Consider the following 13,900-nt stretch of genomic DNA (forward strand, 5'->3'; position numbering starts at 1 on the left):
GACATGGGCACCTCCTACGGCCGTGGGCCGCTGCATCTCGCCGCCGCCGTCGATCTGCCGGACCGTTTCGGTGCCGAACCGTACGTCGAGCTGGTCCGGCTGGCCGAGCGCGGAGGGCTGGACTTCGTGACGCTGGACGACTCCTTCGCCCGGCCCGGACCCGACGCGCTCGCCGTGCTGTCCCGGGCGGCGCCCGCGACCCGGCGCATCGGCCTCGTCCCGACCGTCACCACCACCCACACCGAGCCCTTCCGGGTGCAGGCGGCCGTGGCGACGCTGGACTGGGTCAGCCGTGGGCGGGCCGGCTGGCGGATCGACGTGTCCGCCGGTGAAAGCGAGGCCCGGCTCTTCGGCCCCCGGCCTGCGGCGCCCGTCCGGGAGCTGTGGGAGGAGGCGGGCGAAGTCGCCGACGTGGCGGCGCGGTTGTGGGACAGCTGGGAGGACGGCGCCGAGATCCGGGACCTGCCGACCGGCCGCTTCCTGGACCGGGACAAGCTGCACCACGTCGACTACGCCGGCACCGCCTTCTCGGTCCGGGGCCCCTCGACCGTGCCCCGGCCACCGCAGGGCCATCCCGTCCGCCTGGTCGACGCCACCGAGCGCCAGGCCCGTACCGTCGCCGCCCGGTACGCCGACGTGGCACTGGTCCGCGCCGCGACCCCGGCGCAGGCCACCGCCGTACGCGACGAACTACGCGCTTCTGCAGCGGAGTCGAGGCGCGACCCGGACACCCTGCGGGTCCTGGTGAGCCTCCTGGTCGACCTCGGCGACGGGGAGCACGCGGCCGAGCCCGGACACGGGGGCGGGGGCCCGCGGGCGACCGGGCGGGGGCCGCTGTACCGGGGCGGCCCCATCGACCTGGCCGAACTGGTCGCCGGCTGGCACGCCGACGGTGTCACCGACGGCTTCCACCTCGTGCCCGTCGAGCCACGCCGTGACCTGGAGCGGCTGGTCAACGGCACGGTGGCGCTGCTCCAGCACCGCGGCCTGTTCCGCACCTTCTACCCGGGCAGCACCCTGCGCGAGCACCTGGGACTGGCCCGGCCCGCCAACCAGTACGCCATGACCGCGGTGCACACCGTGACCGGGAGGAACGTCATGACCGGGGGAACGTCATGACCGTACGACCGCGGATGCATCTGGCGGTCCGGTTCCCGGCGGCCGAGGACGCCGCGGTGTGGGCCGCTCCGCGCCCCGGCTCGCGGATCGCGTTCCCCTCCTGCGAACGCCTCGCCCGCACCGCCGAACGCGGGCGGTTCGACTTCCTGCTGCTCGACGAGGGGCTGCGGCTGCCCGAGCACCGGGGGCGGCCGCACGACCTGGACCCGGTGGGATGGCCCGAGCCGGTCGCCGTACTGAACGCCCTCGCCGCAGGCACCGCATGGCTCGGACTCGCCGCCACGGCGGACACCGCCTTCGGCGAGCCGTACGAACTCGCCCGCAGAATCGGCACGTTGGACCACCTGAGCGGGGGCCGGGCGGCCTGGCGGGTGGCGGCCACGCCGGACGCCGCCGAGAACTTCCGCCCCGGCGTCCACCCGGAGCACGCCCCCCGCTTGACGAGGACCGCCGAGTTCGTCACCGTGGCGAAGCTGCTGTGGGACTCCTGGACACCCGACGGGACGCCCCGGCCGTTCACACACCGGGGCCGGCACTTCGACCTCGCCGGCGAGTTCGGGCTGCCGCGTTCACCGCAGGGGCGGCCCGTGGTGATCCAGGGCGACGAGTCCGAGGAGGCACGGGAGCTGGCCGCGGCCACGGCCGATGTGCTCCTCACCCGGCACGGCTCACCGGAGACGGCCCGCGCCCGCCGTGCCGATGTCCGACGGCGGCTCGCGGCGTACGGCCGCGCGCCGCAGGACCTGAAGATCATGCCCGCCGTCACCGTCGTCCTCGGGGACACCGCCGCCGAGGCGCAGGAGCGGGCCGCCGGAATCCGACGACGACGGGTCACCCCGCAGTACGCGCGGTACGTGCTGGAGCGGCTCTGGGGCGTGGACCTCGCCGGCCACGACCCCGACGGCCCGCTGCCCCGGATCGCCCCTCGGAGCGGGGACGGCGAAACCCTGGCACGCGTCGGGAGATGGCGGGCGCTGGCGGAGGCGAAGGGACTCTCCAGCCGGGAGACCGTGATCGAGGCGGGCGGTGGGCAGTCCTTCGTCGGCACGCCCGACTCGGTCGCCGCCGATCTCGACGCCCATGTCCGCGAGGGATCGGCCGACGGTTTCCTGCTCGCGGCCGACGGGCTGGAGGAGTTCGTGGACCGGGTGGTGCCGCTGCTTGAGGAACGTGGCGTGTTCCGCACGGAATACCAGGGCGCCACCCTTCGCTCCCATCTCGGGCTGGATCACCCGGCACGGGAAGTCTCATCGCAGAGGAAAGGAAGAACGGCATGACGACGGACGCAGCCGATGCGTGGAAGCAGTGGCACGAGCAGCGGGTCGAGAAGGTCTCCGCGCCCTACGGTCCGCTCGCGCTGACCGCCACGCACTGGGTCGAGGACCATCCGGACCGACGACTTCCGGACATTCCCGGGACCTGGGTGGCCGATGGGGAGGGCGTGGTGCTCACCGCCGTCGAGGCCGACGGCCTGAGCGTGGACGGGCGGCCGTTCGCGGGTGAGGTCCGGCTCGCCGCCGACCGCGGGCCGGCGGTGAAGGCGCGCGTCGCGCTGGGGGAGAAGCGGCTGGTCGTGCTGGTGCGCGAGGGTGTGTGGGGGGTGCGGGTGTACGACCCCGGGTCCGCGGCCCGTCGCGCCTTCGAGGGCATCGAGGCCGCCCCGTACGACGCCCGCTGGTCGGTGCCGGGGCGGTTCACGCCGTACGACGACACCCGCACCGTGCGGGTCGGCAACGCGGACGGGTGCGAGCGGGGGCTCGCCCTCGCCGGTGAGCTCGTCTTCACCCTGGACGGGCGGGAGCTGACGCTGCGGGTCGCACAGCAGGGCGACGGACTGCTGTGGGCGGTGTTCGCCGACGCCACCAGCGGCGACACCAGCTTCCGGTTCCGCTTCCTGCACCCGGCCCCGCCGGACGCCGAGGGGCGTACGACCGTCGACTTCAACCGCGCCCAACTCCCGCCGTGCGCCTTCGCCGACCACTTCATCTGCCCGTTCCCGCCGCCCGGCAACACACTCGACGTGGCGATCGAGGCGGGGGAGCGTGCGGTGAGCTGACATCGGCGTGCGCTGATCGGACTTCAGGGGAGCACTGGGCAAAGGTGGTTTAAAAGCCAACGGCCGAAAGGCACTCTTGTGTCGACCGGTCGTTCGACCGAATACTCCCCCTCAGCGCTGGTCAGGGGGCATGCGTGTGCGGAACCCGGCCACCCCTCCTGGCTGCGCCTCACGGGCCCCGACCCCACGCGGGCCCCCGACTTCCCTTGGGAGGGAACGAAAAGTGAGGATCAAGCGCACCACTTCCGGCAGCGGCACCGCTAGACGGCCCCGGCTGATCGCCGTGGCCACCGGCTTCCTGGCCGCGGCCGCCTTCGCCGCCCCCACGGCGAACGCGAGCGACGCCCACACGTTCAGCGCCGCCCAGCTCGGCAAGGCCAACTCCGCCGTACTCAAGGCCGACATACCCGGTACGGCCTGGGCGGTGGACAGCAAGACCAACCGCGTCGTCGTCACCGTCGACAGCACGGTGTCCAAGGCCGAGATCGCCAAGATCAAGCGGCAGGCCGGCACCGACGCGGGCGCGCTCACCATCAAGCACACCCCCGGCAAGTTCAACAAGCTGATCACCGGCGGCGACGCCATCTACGGCGGCCAGTACCGCTGCTCGCTCGGCTTCAACGTGCACAGCGGCAGCACGTACTACTTCCTCACCGCCGGTCACTGCGGCGAGGTGGCCTCCACCTGGTACAGCAACTCCAGCCACACCACGGTGCTCGGCACCAACGTCGGCTACAGCTTCCCGGGCAACGACTTCGCCCTGGTGCGGTACACCAACTCCGCGATCTCGCACCCGAGTTCCGTGGGCAGCCAGTCCATCACGAGCGCGGCCACGCCGTCCGTGGGCACGACCGTGTACCGGCGTGGTTCCACCACCGGTACGCACAGTGGCCGGGTCACCGCGCTGAACGCGACCGTCAACTACGGCGGCGGTGACATCGTCTACGGGCTGATCCAGACCACGGTGTGCGCCGAGGGCGGCGACAGCGGTGGTCCGCTGTACGCGGGGACCGTGGCCTACGGTCTGACCTCCGGGGGCAGTGGTGACTGCACCTCCGGCGGTACCACGTTCTTCCAGCCGGTGACCGAGGCGTTGAGCTACTACGGGGTCACGCTGCCGTAGCGAGTCCGACTGCGGCTTCCTCGGAGCCCCCGCATGCCGTGTGGTGTGCGGGGGCTTCTTGTCGGTGCGGGGTGTTTGGTTTCGGTCAGGCGGTGTCGTCACCGTTCGGTGTGGGTTACGTGTGCGTCGTGTTTGCTGTGCGAATTTACCTGGCGTGACTATCCACGGTCACGTAGAGAGGGGTGGGCAAGCCCTCTCTACGCGCGTCCTGAAGTCAACCTTGTGTGCTCCCTGTGTCGTTCGGAAGAGTGGGCGCTCGTCAACCAGCCTTCCGGTCCGTCAGGTCCCCCACGACCTGGCTGGCCATCCCCCCACAGGAGGACGTGAGTTGAAGCACCGACGCATACCCAGGCGGCGGGTCGCCGTGGCCGGTGCGGGAATCGCCGCACTGGTCGCCGCGGGTGTCACCTTGCAGAATGCGAACGCCAGCGAGCCCGCGAAGTCGGCTCCGGAGCCGAAGGTTCTGTCTGCTCCGGCGGCCGGAAACCTCGCCTCGACGCTGCTGAAGAGCCTCGGCTCCGATGCCGCCGGGAGCTACTACGACGCCCGGGCCAGGAGTCTCGTCGTCAACGTGCTCGACCAGGGTGCGGCGAACGACGTCGAGGCGGCTGGAGCCAAGGCGAGACTCGTCACCAACTCGCTGGCCGCGCTCGACGGCGCGCGGACCACATTGAAGAAGGACGCGACCATACCGGGGACGTCCTGGGCGACCGACCCGGTGAGCAACAAGGTCGTCGTCACCGCCGACAAGTCGGTCTCCGGCACGGAGTGGGCCAAGCTGAGCAAGGTGGTCGACGGGCTGGGCGGCAAGGCGGAGCTGAGGAGGTCGAAGGGGGAGTTCAAGCCCTTCATCGCCGGTGGCGACGCGATCAGCGGGTCCGGTGGGCGCTGCTCGCTCGGGTTCAACGTGGTCAAGGACGGGCAGCCGTACTTCCTGACCGCCGGGCACTGCACCGAGGCGATCTCCACCTGGTCGGACTCCAGCGGCCAGGAGATCGGGCAGAACGCGGAGTCCCACTTCCCGGGGACCGACTTCGGGCTCGTGAAGTACACGGCGCAGGTGGACCATCCGAGCGAGGTCGACCTGTACGACGGGTCCACTCGGAAGATCACCGGCGCCGCCGAGGCGACGGTGGGCATGAAGGTGACGCGCAGTGGGTCGACGACCCATGTGCACGACGGTACGGTCACCGGGCTGAACGCCACGGTGAACTATCAGGAGGGGACCGTCAGCGGTCTCATCCAGACCGATGTGTGCGCCGAGCCGGGTGACAGTGGTGGGTCGCTGTTCTCGGGGAGCAATGCCATCGGGCTGACCTCCGGGGGCAGTGGTGACTGCACCTCCGGTGGGGAGACGTTCTTCCAGCCGGTGACCGCTGCGCTGTCCGCCACGGGGGCGCAGATCGGCTGACGCCTTTGGGTGTGCGTGCGTTTCGTGGAGTCCCGTCCCTCGGGTGCGTGGGGGCGGGACTCCGTCGTATGCCTGCGGCGGCCCCTTCCCGCCGTGCGCGGATGCGCCGCCGTACGGGTGAGCTGTGGCTGTCTGTGTCATGCCCCCAACGGTCCTGGTGGGCGGTGTTTGCGCAGGTGGGAGATGGTCGAGCGGATGTCGTACACGCGTTCGAGAATGAGGGGTATGGTGGGGGTGGAAGTAGGGAACTGATGTTCGAGAGCTGTTCGGGGCTCACGAGTGCGGGAGGTGCGCGTGCCGGGCTTCGCGCATCTGCACACCGTCTCCGGGTTCTCCCTGAGGTACGGGGCATCCCATCCGGAGCGGCTGGCGGAGCGCGCCTCGGAGCGGGGGATGGATGTGCTCGCTCTCGCCGATCGGGACACCGTCGCGGGGGCGGTGCGCTTCGCCAAGGCCTGCGCCGGTGTGGGGGTGCGGCCGGTCTTCGGGGTGGATCTGGCGGTGGGTGCGGCCGAGGCCGTGCCCCGAATGGGGAAGCGGAAGGTGCCGGCGCGTGGTGGGGCCTTCGTGGACGAGTCGGCTCCTCGTGTGATCTTTCTTGCCCGGGACGGCGCCCGGGGGTGGGCCGACCTGTGCCGGATCGTCACGGCGGCGCACGCGGGAGCGGGTGTGCCCCTGCTGCCCTGGCCGGACAATCACGGCGACGGCCTGACCGTGCTGCTCGGTCCGGAGTCGGACGTGGGTCGCGCCCTTGCCGCGGGGCGTCCCGACCGGGCCGCACGGCTGCTCGGCCCCTGGCGCGAGGTCTACGGCGACGCGCTGCGTCTGGAGGCCGTCTGGCACGGCCGTGGGGGTACGGGGCCCGGCTCGCTGCGGCTGGCCGCCCGTACCGTCGGGTTCGCTGCCGAGCAGGGGGTCCGGCCGGTGCTCGGCAACGCCGTCCGGTATGCCGATCCGGGGGCGGGGCCCGTCGCCGATGTGCTGGACGCCGCACGGCGGCTGGTTCCGATCGACCCGCGCGGGGAGCTGGACTCCGGTGAGGCCTGGCTGAAGGACGCGCAGGCCATGCTGCAGGTCGCCGAGCGGGTCGTGGAGGCTGCCGGGTATCGGCGGGACACCGCCCGTCGGCTGCTGGAGCAGACCCTGGCCACGGCCGCCGAGTGCCGGGTGGACCCCGAGGGGGATCTCGGCATCGGGACCGTTCACTTTCCCGAGGCGCATCTGGTGGGTGCCGGGCGGCGCACCGCCCAGCGGGCCCTTGCCTCGCGGGCGGCGGCCGGGATGGTGCGGTTCGGGTACGGCGGCCGGCGCGCGTACTGGGAGCGCGTGCACCATGAGCTGGACATCATCGCCCATCATGGCTTTGCTTCTTATTTTTTGACGGTCGCTCAGGTCGTTGACGACGTAAGGAAGATGGGGATCCGGGTGGCCGCTCGTGGTTCCGGGGCGGGCTCCCTCGTCAATCATCTGCTGGGTATCGCGCACGCCGATCCGATCGAGCACGGGTTGCTGATGGAGCGCTTCCTCTCCAAGGAACGTGTGGTGCTGCCCGATATCGACATCGATGTGGAGTCCGCTCGGCGGCTGGAGGTCTACCGGGCGATCATCGACCGGTTCGGCGAGGAGCGGGTGGCGACCGTTTCCATGCCGGAGACCTATCGGGTGCGCCATGCCATCCGGGATGTGGGTGCCGCCCTGTCCATGGATCCGGGTGAGATCGATCGGATGGCCAAGTCCTTTCCGCACATCCGGGCCCGGGACGCGCGCGCCGCGCTGGAGGAGCTGCCCGAGCTGAAGCGGCTCGCGAGGGAGCTTCAGCGGGAAGGGGCGCGGTACGGCAGGCTGTGGGAGCTCGTCGAGGCACTCGATGCCCTGCCGCGCGGCGTCGCCATGCATCCGTGCGGGGTGCTGCTGTCCGACGCCTCGCTTCTCGCCCGTACGCCGGTGGTGCCCACCAGCGGTGAGGGGCTGCCGATGTCGCAGTTCGACAAGGAGGACGTGGAGGACCTCGGGCTGCTCAAGCTCGATGTGCTGGGCGTGCGGATGCAGTCGGCCATGGCGCACGCGGTCGCCGAGGTGGAGCGGGTGACGGGCGAGCGGGTCGACCTGGACGCGCTGCCGGCCGGGGATCCGGAGACGTACCGGTTGATCCGGTCCACCGAGACGCTGGGATGCTTCCAGATCGAGTCGCCGGGGCAGCGGGATCTGGTGGGGCGGTTGCAGCCGAGTACCTTTCATGATCTGGTCGTCGATATTTCGCTGTTCCGGCCCGGACCCGTCGCCGCCGACATGGTGCGGCCCTTCATCGAGGCGCGGCACGGGCGCGCGCCGGTGCGCTATCCGCACCCGGATCTGGAAGAGCCGTTGCGCGGGACGTACGGCGTCGTCGTCTTCCACGAGCAGGTCATCGACATCGTCGCCATCATGACCGGGTGCGGGCGGGGCGAGGCCGACCGGGTGCGGCGGGGGCTGTCCGACCCGGAGTCGCAGGCGCGGATCAAGGTGTGGTTCGCACAGCAGGCGGCGGCTCGGGGGTACAGCACGGAAACGATTCGTCGGACCTGGGAGATCGTGGAGGCCTTCGGGTCGTACGGGTTCTGCAAGGCGCACGCCGTCGCCTTCGCCGTACCGACCTACCAGTCGGCCTGGCTGAAGGCCCATCACCCGGCCGCCTTCTACGCCGGGCTGCTCACGCACGACCCCGGGATGTATCCGAAGCGGCTGCTGCTGGCGGACGCGCGGCGGCGCGGGGTGCCGATCCTGCCGTTGGACGTGAACGTGTCCGGGGTCGCTCATCGGATCGAACTGGTGTCTGAATCGGGGGGATGGGGGCTGCGGCTCGCCCTCTCCGATGTGCACGGCATCAGCGAGGCCGAGGCGAAAAGGATCGCGGACGGGCAGCCGTACTCCTCCCTGGTGGACTTCTGGGAGCGGGCGCGGCCGAGCCGGCCGCTGGCACAGCGGCTCGCCCAGGTGGGGGCGTTGGACGCCTTCGGCGCCAACCGGCGGGATCTGCAACTGCACCTGACCGAGCTGCACCGGGGTGCCCGGGGCGGTGGTGGCGGTCAACTGCCGTTGGCGGGCGGGCGGAAGACCGCGCCGGCGGGGCTGCCGGACCTGACGTCGGCGGAACGGCTCAGCGCCGAGCTGGGTGTGCTGTCCATGGACGCCTCGCGCAATCTGATGGACGACCACCGGGAGTTCCTCAAGGAGCTGGGCGTGGTCTCCGCGCGCCGGCTGCGCGAGGCGCGACACGGCGAGACCGTGCTGGTCGCGGGTGCCAAGGCGGCCACCCAGACCCCGCCGATCCGCTCCGGCAAGCGGGTCATCTTCTCCACGCTGGACGACGGCACGGGGCTGGTCGACCTGGCGTTCTTCGACGACTCGCACGATGCGTGTGCCCACACCGTCTTCCACTCGTGGCTGCTGCTGGTGCGCGGAGTGGTGCAGCGGCGTGGTCCGCGCAGTCTGAGCGTGGTGGGGTCCGCCGCCTGGAACCTCGCCGAGCTGGTGGAACTGCGTGCCGAGGGCGGTCTCGACGAGGTGGCGGCGCGGCTCGCGGAGCCCGTGGCCGAGGGAGCGGGCGGCGATCCGACCGGCGGGCGGCGGATCCAGCTGCCGACCGGATACGAGATGCATCCGTGGGCCGATCTGCGGCCCGCGGGGCAGGAGGCCGCACAAGGGCCTTCGGCGATACGGAAGTTGTGGCACCAGAGTCCGGGGAGTGCGGGATGACCATCCTCTGCGTACGTTTCCAGCTGCCGCCGATGTACGAGGCGGCCCTGCCGGGGCTGCTGGGGTTGCTGGAGGACTTCACCCCGGTCGTGGAGGCGCTGCCGCCGGACGGGGTGCTGGCCGATCTGCGCGGTGCCGAGCGGTACTTCGGGCGCAGCGTGGTGGAGCTGGCCTCGGTGATTCGGGTGCGGGCCCTCGCGTTGTACGGCGTCGACTGTGTGATCGGCGCCGGTCCCGGACCGATGCTGGCGCGTGTGGCGCTGCGCGACGCCCGGCCCGGGGTGACGTGTGTCGTGCCCGAGGATCCGGACGGCATCGCGGAGTTTCTCGCGGAACGGCCGGTGTCGGCGCTGCCCGGCGTCGGCGCGGCGACCGCCCGCACCCTGAGCGAGTACGGCCTGGACACCCTGGGCCTGGTCGCCGGTGCGCCGCTGTCCACGCTCCAGCGGCTGATCGGCGCGAAGGCCGGCCGCGAGCTGCGGGAGAAGGCGAGCGGCATCGACCGGGGGCGGGTCGTGCCGAACGCCGTCTCACGGTCGCTGGTCACGGAACGCGCCTTCGACCTCGACGAACTGGACCCCGGCCGGCATCGCAGGGCGCTGCTGTCCGCCGCCGAGGAGCTGGGCGCCCGGCTGCGCGCGGTGCAGAAGGTCTGCCGCACCCTGACCCTCACCGTGCGCTACGCCGACCGCTCTTCGACCACCCGCAGCCGCACTTTGAAGGAGCCGACCGCGCACTCGGCGGCCCTCACCAGGGCGGCCTACGGCATGTACGAGGCGCTCGGGCTGCAGCGCGCCCGGGTTCGCGCGCTCGCCCTGCGCGCCGAGGGCCTGGCCCCCGCCGAGCAGGCCTCCCACCAGCTCACCTTCGACCCCGTGGACGAGAAGGTCCGCCGCATCGAGGAGGTCGCGGACCGCGCGCGGGCGAAGTTCGGGCCCAAGGCGGTGATGCCGGGGGCGCTGGGGCGTGGCGGCGGCTCCACGTCTGTCAATTGGCCCAGGGCGGCGTGACGCGTGTGCCGTCGGCCAGCTCCGCCTCCAGGCCGACGGAGGTGGTGACCCAGGAGAGCGCGGTGTGATCGGTCGGGTTCTCCACTCCGAGGGTCGTACCGGGGTTGACGATGACCGTGTCGCCCGCGCTGATGCGCTCGGTGCGGCCGTCGAGGGTGATCAGCAGCTCGCCCACGAGCAGATGGAAGATCTCCTCGCGGCTGACGGTGTGGGCGGGCGCCTTGATGCCCGCGGGGATCTCCCCGCGCCACGCGCACAGTTCCCTGCTGCCGGTGAGCGGACTGGCGTACGAGACGAAGCGGGCGCCGTGGATCTCATGGGTCGTGGCCTCGGAAGAGCGGACGACGGGCATACCGGTGATCTCCGTTCAACTGGTCAAGTGGCTTGACTATATGGTCAAGCTACTTGACCAACTTGTCAACGGTGTTTCAATGCCTCCGTGCAGAACTCCGAAGCCATCGCCCTGTCCGCCGCCCTGCTCGCCGTCGCCGGCGACCTCACGCAACGCATCCATGACGGGGTCGTGGCACGCGGGTTCACCGATCTGCGGCCGGCGCACGGTTTCGCCTTCGCGCGGCTCGCCCCGGACGGGGCCACCGTCACCGACCTCGCGGCGCACCTCGGGGTGACCAAGCAGGCCGCGAGCCAGCTGGTGGACGAGATCGTGCGGAAGGGGTACGCGGAGCGGCGGCCGCATCCGCAGGACGCGCGGGCCCGGCTGGTCGTGCTGACCGGGCGCGGCTGGGCCTGCACCCGGGCGGCGGAGGAGGCGGCGGCCGAGGTCGTGGGGGGATGGGCCGAACTGCTGGGCGAGGGTGAAGTGCGCGTGTTGGGGGAGCGTTTGGCGCGGATCGCTCCCTATGGTCCGATCAAGCCAGCCTGGTGACGGTCCGTCAGTGTTCGGCGCCACTCTGGTTATCGCTGGAAGTTTTTACTGACGCGTAACTTCACACGTGTGCTACTCGCCCGTAACTTGACGAGTGAACAGCATCCTCGTGATCCGGATCACAGGGTAAGGCCCCCACCTCCCTTGAGCCGCAAGGAGATCACACGATGCTGCCCTGGAAGCGAGTGCTCAGACCCCTGGCCGCGCTGCTCCTCACCGCCGCCGTCGCCACCGTTCCCGCCGCAACGGCCGCTGCCGCCGACACCGCCCCCAGCTGGGCGTCCCCCCGCTCGAGCGAAGCCGAGAGTGGGGGAGGTTGGAACGACTTCTCCTGCAAGCCCTCCGCCGCCCATCCCCGACCGGTCGTCCTGGTCCACGGCACCCTGGGCAACTCGGTCGACAACTGGCTCTCCCTCGCCCCCTACCTGAAGGACCGCGGATACTGCGTCTACTCCCTCGACTACGGCCAGCTGACCGGCGTCCCCCTCTTCTACGGCCTCGGTCCCATCGACAAGTCGGCCGAGCAGCTGTCGGCCTTCGTGGACAAGGTGCTCGCCGCGACCGGAGCCGCCAAGGCCGACCTGGTCGGTCACTCCCAGGGCGGCATGATGCCCCGCTACTACCTGAAGTTCCTCGGCGGAGCCGGCAAGGTGAACGCCCTCGTCGGCCTGGCCCCCGACAACCACGGCGCCACGCTGAGCGGCCTCACCAACCTGCTGCCGTACTTCCCCGGCGCCTCGGACCTGATCAAGGCCACCACCCCCGGCCTCGGCGACCAGATCCCCGGCTCCGACTTCCTCACCAGGCTCAACGCGGGCGGCGACACGGTCCCCGGAGTGCACTACACGGTCATCGCCACCAAGTACGACGAGGTGGCCACCCCTTGGCAGAGCCAGTACCTGAGCGGCTCCGACGTCCACAACGTCCTGCTCCAGGACCTGTGCCCGCTCGACCTCTCCGAGCACGTCGCCATCGGCCTGATCGACCGCATCGCCTTCCACGAGGTGGCCAACGCGCTCGACCCGCCCCACGCCACCGCCACCACCTGCGCGTCGGTCTTCAGCTGACGCGCCGCCGGGGCCTGTCCGACCTGAGCCGCCGGACAGGCCCCGGAACCTCAGCGGCGGTGGCTGCCACCCGCCGCGCGCCGCCGCACCGACAGGAACAGCGCCGCCGAACCGAGCGCCAGCGCCGCCGCGCCGCCGATCGCGACGTAGCCGGTTCCGGAGGAGGCGCCGGTCTCCGCGAGATCGCGCGAAGTACCCGCCTCCTCAGGGGTGTTGGGCGCGGTCGAGGGCTGCTGAGAGGGCTGCCGCGAGGGCTGCTGGGCCGGCGTGCTCGCGGTGTCGCCGCCGTGACCGTGATGCCGCATCGTCGACTTGTCGGCACCGGCCGCCATCTGCTGGTCGGAGGGCACGGATGCCGTCGGAGCGGGGCCGCCGCCCGTGCTCCCCCCGCCGGCGCCGCCGAAGTCCACGTCCGAGCAGGAGTAGAACGCCTCCGGGCTGTCCGAGCGCTGCCAGATCGCGTACAGCAGCTGCCGGCCGGACCGCTCGGGAAGCGTGCCGGAGAACGTGTAGAAACCGCCCGCGGCGACTGGGTCCGTGACCGTCGCCACCGGGTGCTCCAGGTCCAGCCCGGACCAGGCCGGCGGCTTGGCGGGGTCGTAACCGGGCTTGGTGAGATAGACCTTGAAGGTGCCCTTGTGCGGCGCCGTCACCCGGTACTTGAAGGTGTACGACCCGCTGTGCACGCTCGTCGCCGGCCAGTCGGCGCGGGCCAGGTCGAGGCCCTTGAACTCCTCGTTGTTCGCGCTGCACAGCTTGCCGTCCGGGATCAGCTTCTGGTGCTGTCCCGCGGCATCGCCGATCCGGATGCCGTTCCAGTCGTACAGCGCCTGCGTGCCGCCGGCCGCCACGGCGGCCTTGCACGCGGCCGACTTCGGACTCTCCGGGCCCTCCGCGTAGCACTGCGAGACACGGCTGACCGGGTCGCCCATCGAACCGTGCGCGGACGCCGGAGCGGCGGCGAGCGCGGTCAGGGCGAGGGGCGGCAGACCGAGCACGGCGACGGCTGCGGCCGTACGACGGGCACGAGCGGGCATGCGGAACTCCTGGGAAGACGGTCCTTCGGTGGGGGCGGAACCCGGGGGAACCCGGGTGGAACCCGTGGGGGGTGATCCGAAGCTAGCCCCAAGAAACCGAGAAATCGCCTGCCGGAGGCGGACGGAGGAGATCCTTATGGCGCCGTTAAGGCCGGACTAACCGGGGGCTCAGGAAGAGGAGGAGGGACCCGGTGGCCCACCTGTGCCCAAGCAGTGCTGCTGTCCGTGAATCTCCGCGGTGTCGCGACAGCCCAGGAAATCGACCATGTGAGCAGCATCGACGAGGTCGAGCACAGCGGACTCAGTCTGATCAGGCATGCTCCACGCCCCGAGGGCAGGGGACTTCCGGCGACGCCAGGCTGATACATGCCACGTGCCGGCGCGTTCCAGTCCGCCACACCACATAGGACACGGTGTAAGCCGACAACCTCATCCGATAGGAAACCTCGCCGTCTG

Annotated in this window: 11 protein-coding genes; 9 read left to right on the plus strand and 2 right to left on the minus strand. The window is 71.3% G+C overall.

From position 1 onward, the window contains the following. Positions 1 to 3 precede the first annotated feature (3 nt). The 7 genes from AB0M27_RS02135 to AB0M27_RS02165 all read left to right on the plus strand — a co-directional run bounded on the left by AB0M27_RS02135 (position 4) and on the right by AB0M27_RS02165 (position 10,454). Positions 4 to 1,119 (plus strand): LLM class flavin-dependent oxidoreductase, encoded by a 1,116-nt coding sequence (locus tag AB0M27_RS02135; protein ID WP_365716965.1) that lies wholly within the window; start codon positions 4 to 6, stop codon positions 1,117 to 1,119. After that, the gene (locus tag AB0M27_RS02140; RefSeq protein ID WP_365716967.1) at positions 1,116 to 2,396 is read left to right on the plus strand and encodes an NtaA/DmoA family FMN-dependent monooxygenase; all 1,281 of its coding nucleotides are present in this window, start codon (positions 1,116 to 1,118) and stop codon (positions 2,394 to 2,396) included. Before AB0M27_RS02135 ends, AB0M27_RS02140 begins: the two co-directional genes overlap by 4 nt. Beyond that, positions 2,393 to 3,175 carry a DUF1684 domain-containing protein gene (locus AB0M27_RS02145; RefSeq protein ID WP_365716969.1) on the plus strand — a complete coding sequence of 261 codons (783 nt, stop codon included), beginning with the start codon at positions 2,393 to 2,395 and terminating at the stop codon, positions 3,173 to 3,175. Before AB0M27_RS02140 ends, AB0M27_RS02145 begins: the two co-directional genes overlap by 4 nt. A gap of 223 nt (positions 3,176 to 3,398) precedes the next feature. Next, the gene (locus AB0M27_RS02150; protein WP_365716971.1) at positions 3,399 to 4,298 is read left to right on the plus strand and encodes a S1 family peptidase; all 900 of its coding nucleotides are present in this window, start codon (positions 3,399 to 3,401) and stop codon (positions 4,296 to 4,298) included. 328 nt (positions 4,299 to 4,626) lie between these two features. Next, on the plus strand, positions 4,627 to 5,709 hold the full coding sequence (locus AB0M27_RS02155; protein WP_365716973.1) for a S1 family peptidase: 1,083 nt from the start codon (positions 4,627 to 4,629) through the stop codon (positions 5,707 to 5,709). 294 nt (positions 5,710 to 6,003) lie between these two features. Further along, a complete protein-coding gene (locus tag AB0M27_RS02160; protein ID WP_365716975.1) occupies positions 6,004 to 9,444 on the plus strand; it encodes a DNA polymerase III subunit alpha in 3,441 nt (1,146 codons plus the stop codon). Then, entirely contained in the window at positions 9,441 to 10,454 is a 1,014-nt protein-coding gene (locus tag AB0M27_RS02165; RefSeq protein WP_365716977.1) for a hypothetical protein, read from the plus strand. Before AB0M27_RS02160 ends, AB0M27_RS02165 begins: the two co-directional genes overlap by 4 nt. Here the strand turns inward: AB0M27_RS02165 and AB0M27_RS02170 are convergent. Then, positions 10,432 to 10,806: a cupin domain-containing protein gene (locus AB0M27_RS02170; protein WP_365716979.1), complete on the minus strand. Its 375-nt coding sequence runs from the start codon at positions 10,804 to 10,806 to the stop codon at positions 10,432 to 10,434. The genes AB0M27_RS02165 and AB0M27_RS02170 overlap by 23 nt on opposite strands. Positions 10,807 to 10,893: 87 nt before the next feature. On the opposite strand from AB0M27_RS02170, the gene AB0M27_RS02175 reads away from it, so the two are divergent. Further along, entirely contained in the window at positions 10,894 to 11,340 is a 447-nt protein-coding gene (locus tag AB0M27_RS02175; protein ID WP_365716980.1) for a MarR family winged helix-turn-helix transcriptional regulator, read from the plus strand. 167 nt (positions 11,341 to 11,507) lie between these two features. Continuing rightward, positions 11,508 to 12,407, plus strand: coding sequence for an alpha/beta fold hydrolase (locus tag AB0M27_RS02180; RefSeq protein WP_365716982.1), 900 nt, complete (start codon positions 11,508 to 11,510; stop codon positions 12,405 to 12,407). 50 nt (positions 12,408 to 12,457) lie between these two features. Here the strand turns inward: AB0M27_RS02180 and AB0M27_RS02185 are convergent, their stop codons facing one another. Next, complete coding sequence (locus AB0M27_RS02185) at positions 12,458 to 13,444, minus strand: lytic polysaccharide monooxygenase (protein ID WP_365716984.1); 987 nt, start codon at positions 13,442 to 13,444, stop codon at positions 12,458 to 12,460. Positions 13,445 to 13,900: the final 456 nt, after the last annotated feature.

Source organism: Streptomyces sp. NPDC052107, assembly GCF_040680215.1.
Lineage (GTDB): Bacteria > Actinomycetota > Actinomycetes > Streptomycetales > Streptomycetaceae > Streptomyces.

Coding starts and splice junctions, on each gene's coding strand:
- AB0M27_RS02135 (WP_365716965.1), top strand. CDS start 4: ATGGGCACCTCCTACGGCCGTGGGCCGCTGCATCTCGCCGCCGCCGTC.
- AB0M27_RS02140 (WP_365716967.1), top strand. CDS start 1,116: ATGACCGTACGACCGCGGATGCATCTGGCGGTCCGGTTCCCGGCGGCC.
- AB0M27_RS02145 (WP_365716969.1), top strand. CDS start 2,393: ATGACGACGGACGCAGCCGATGCGTGGAAGCAGTGGCACGAGCAGCGG.
- AB0M27_RS02165 (WP_365716977.1), top strand. CDS start 9,441: ATGACCATCCTCTGCGTACGTTTCCAGCTGCCGCCGATGTACGAGGCG.
- AB0M27_RS02170 (WP_365716979.1), bottom strand. CDS start 10,806: ATGCCCGTCGTCCGCTCTTCCGAGGCCACGACCCATGAGATCCACGGC.
- AB0M27_RS02180 (WP_365716982.1), top strand. CDS start 11,508: ATGCTGCCCTGGAAGCGAGTGCTCAGACCCCTGGCCGCGCTGCTCCTC.
- AB0M27_RS02185 (WP_365716984.1), bottom strand. CDS start 13,444: ATGCCCGCTCGTGCCCGTCGTACGGCCGCAGCCGTCGCCGTGCTCGGT.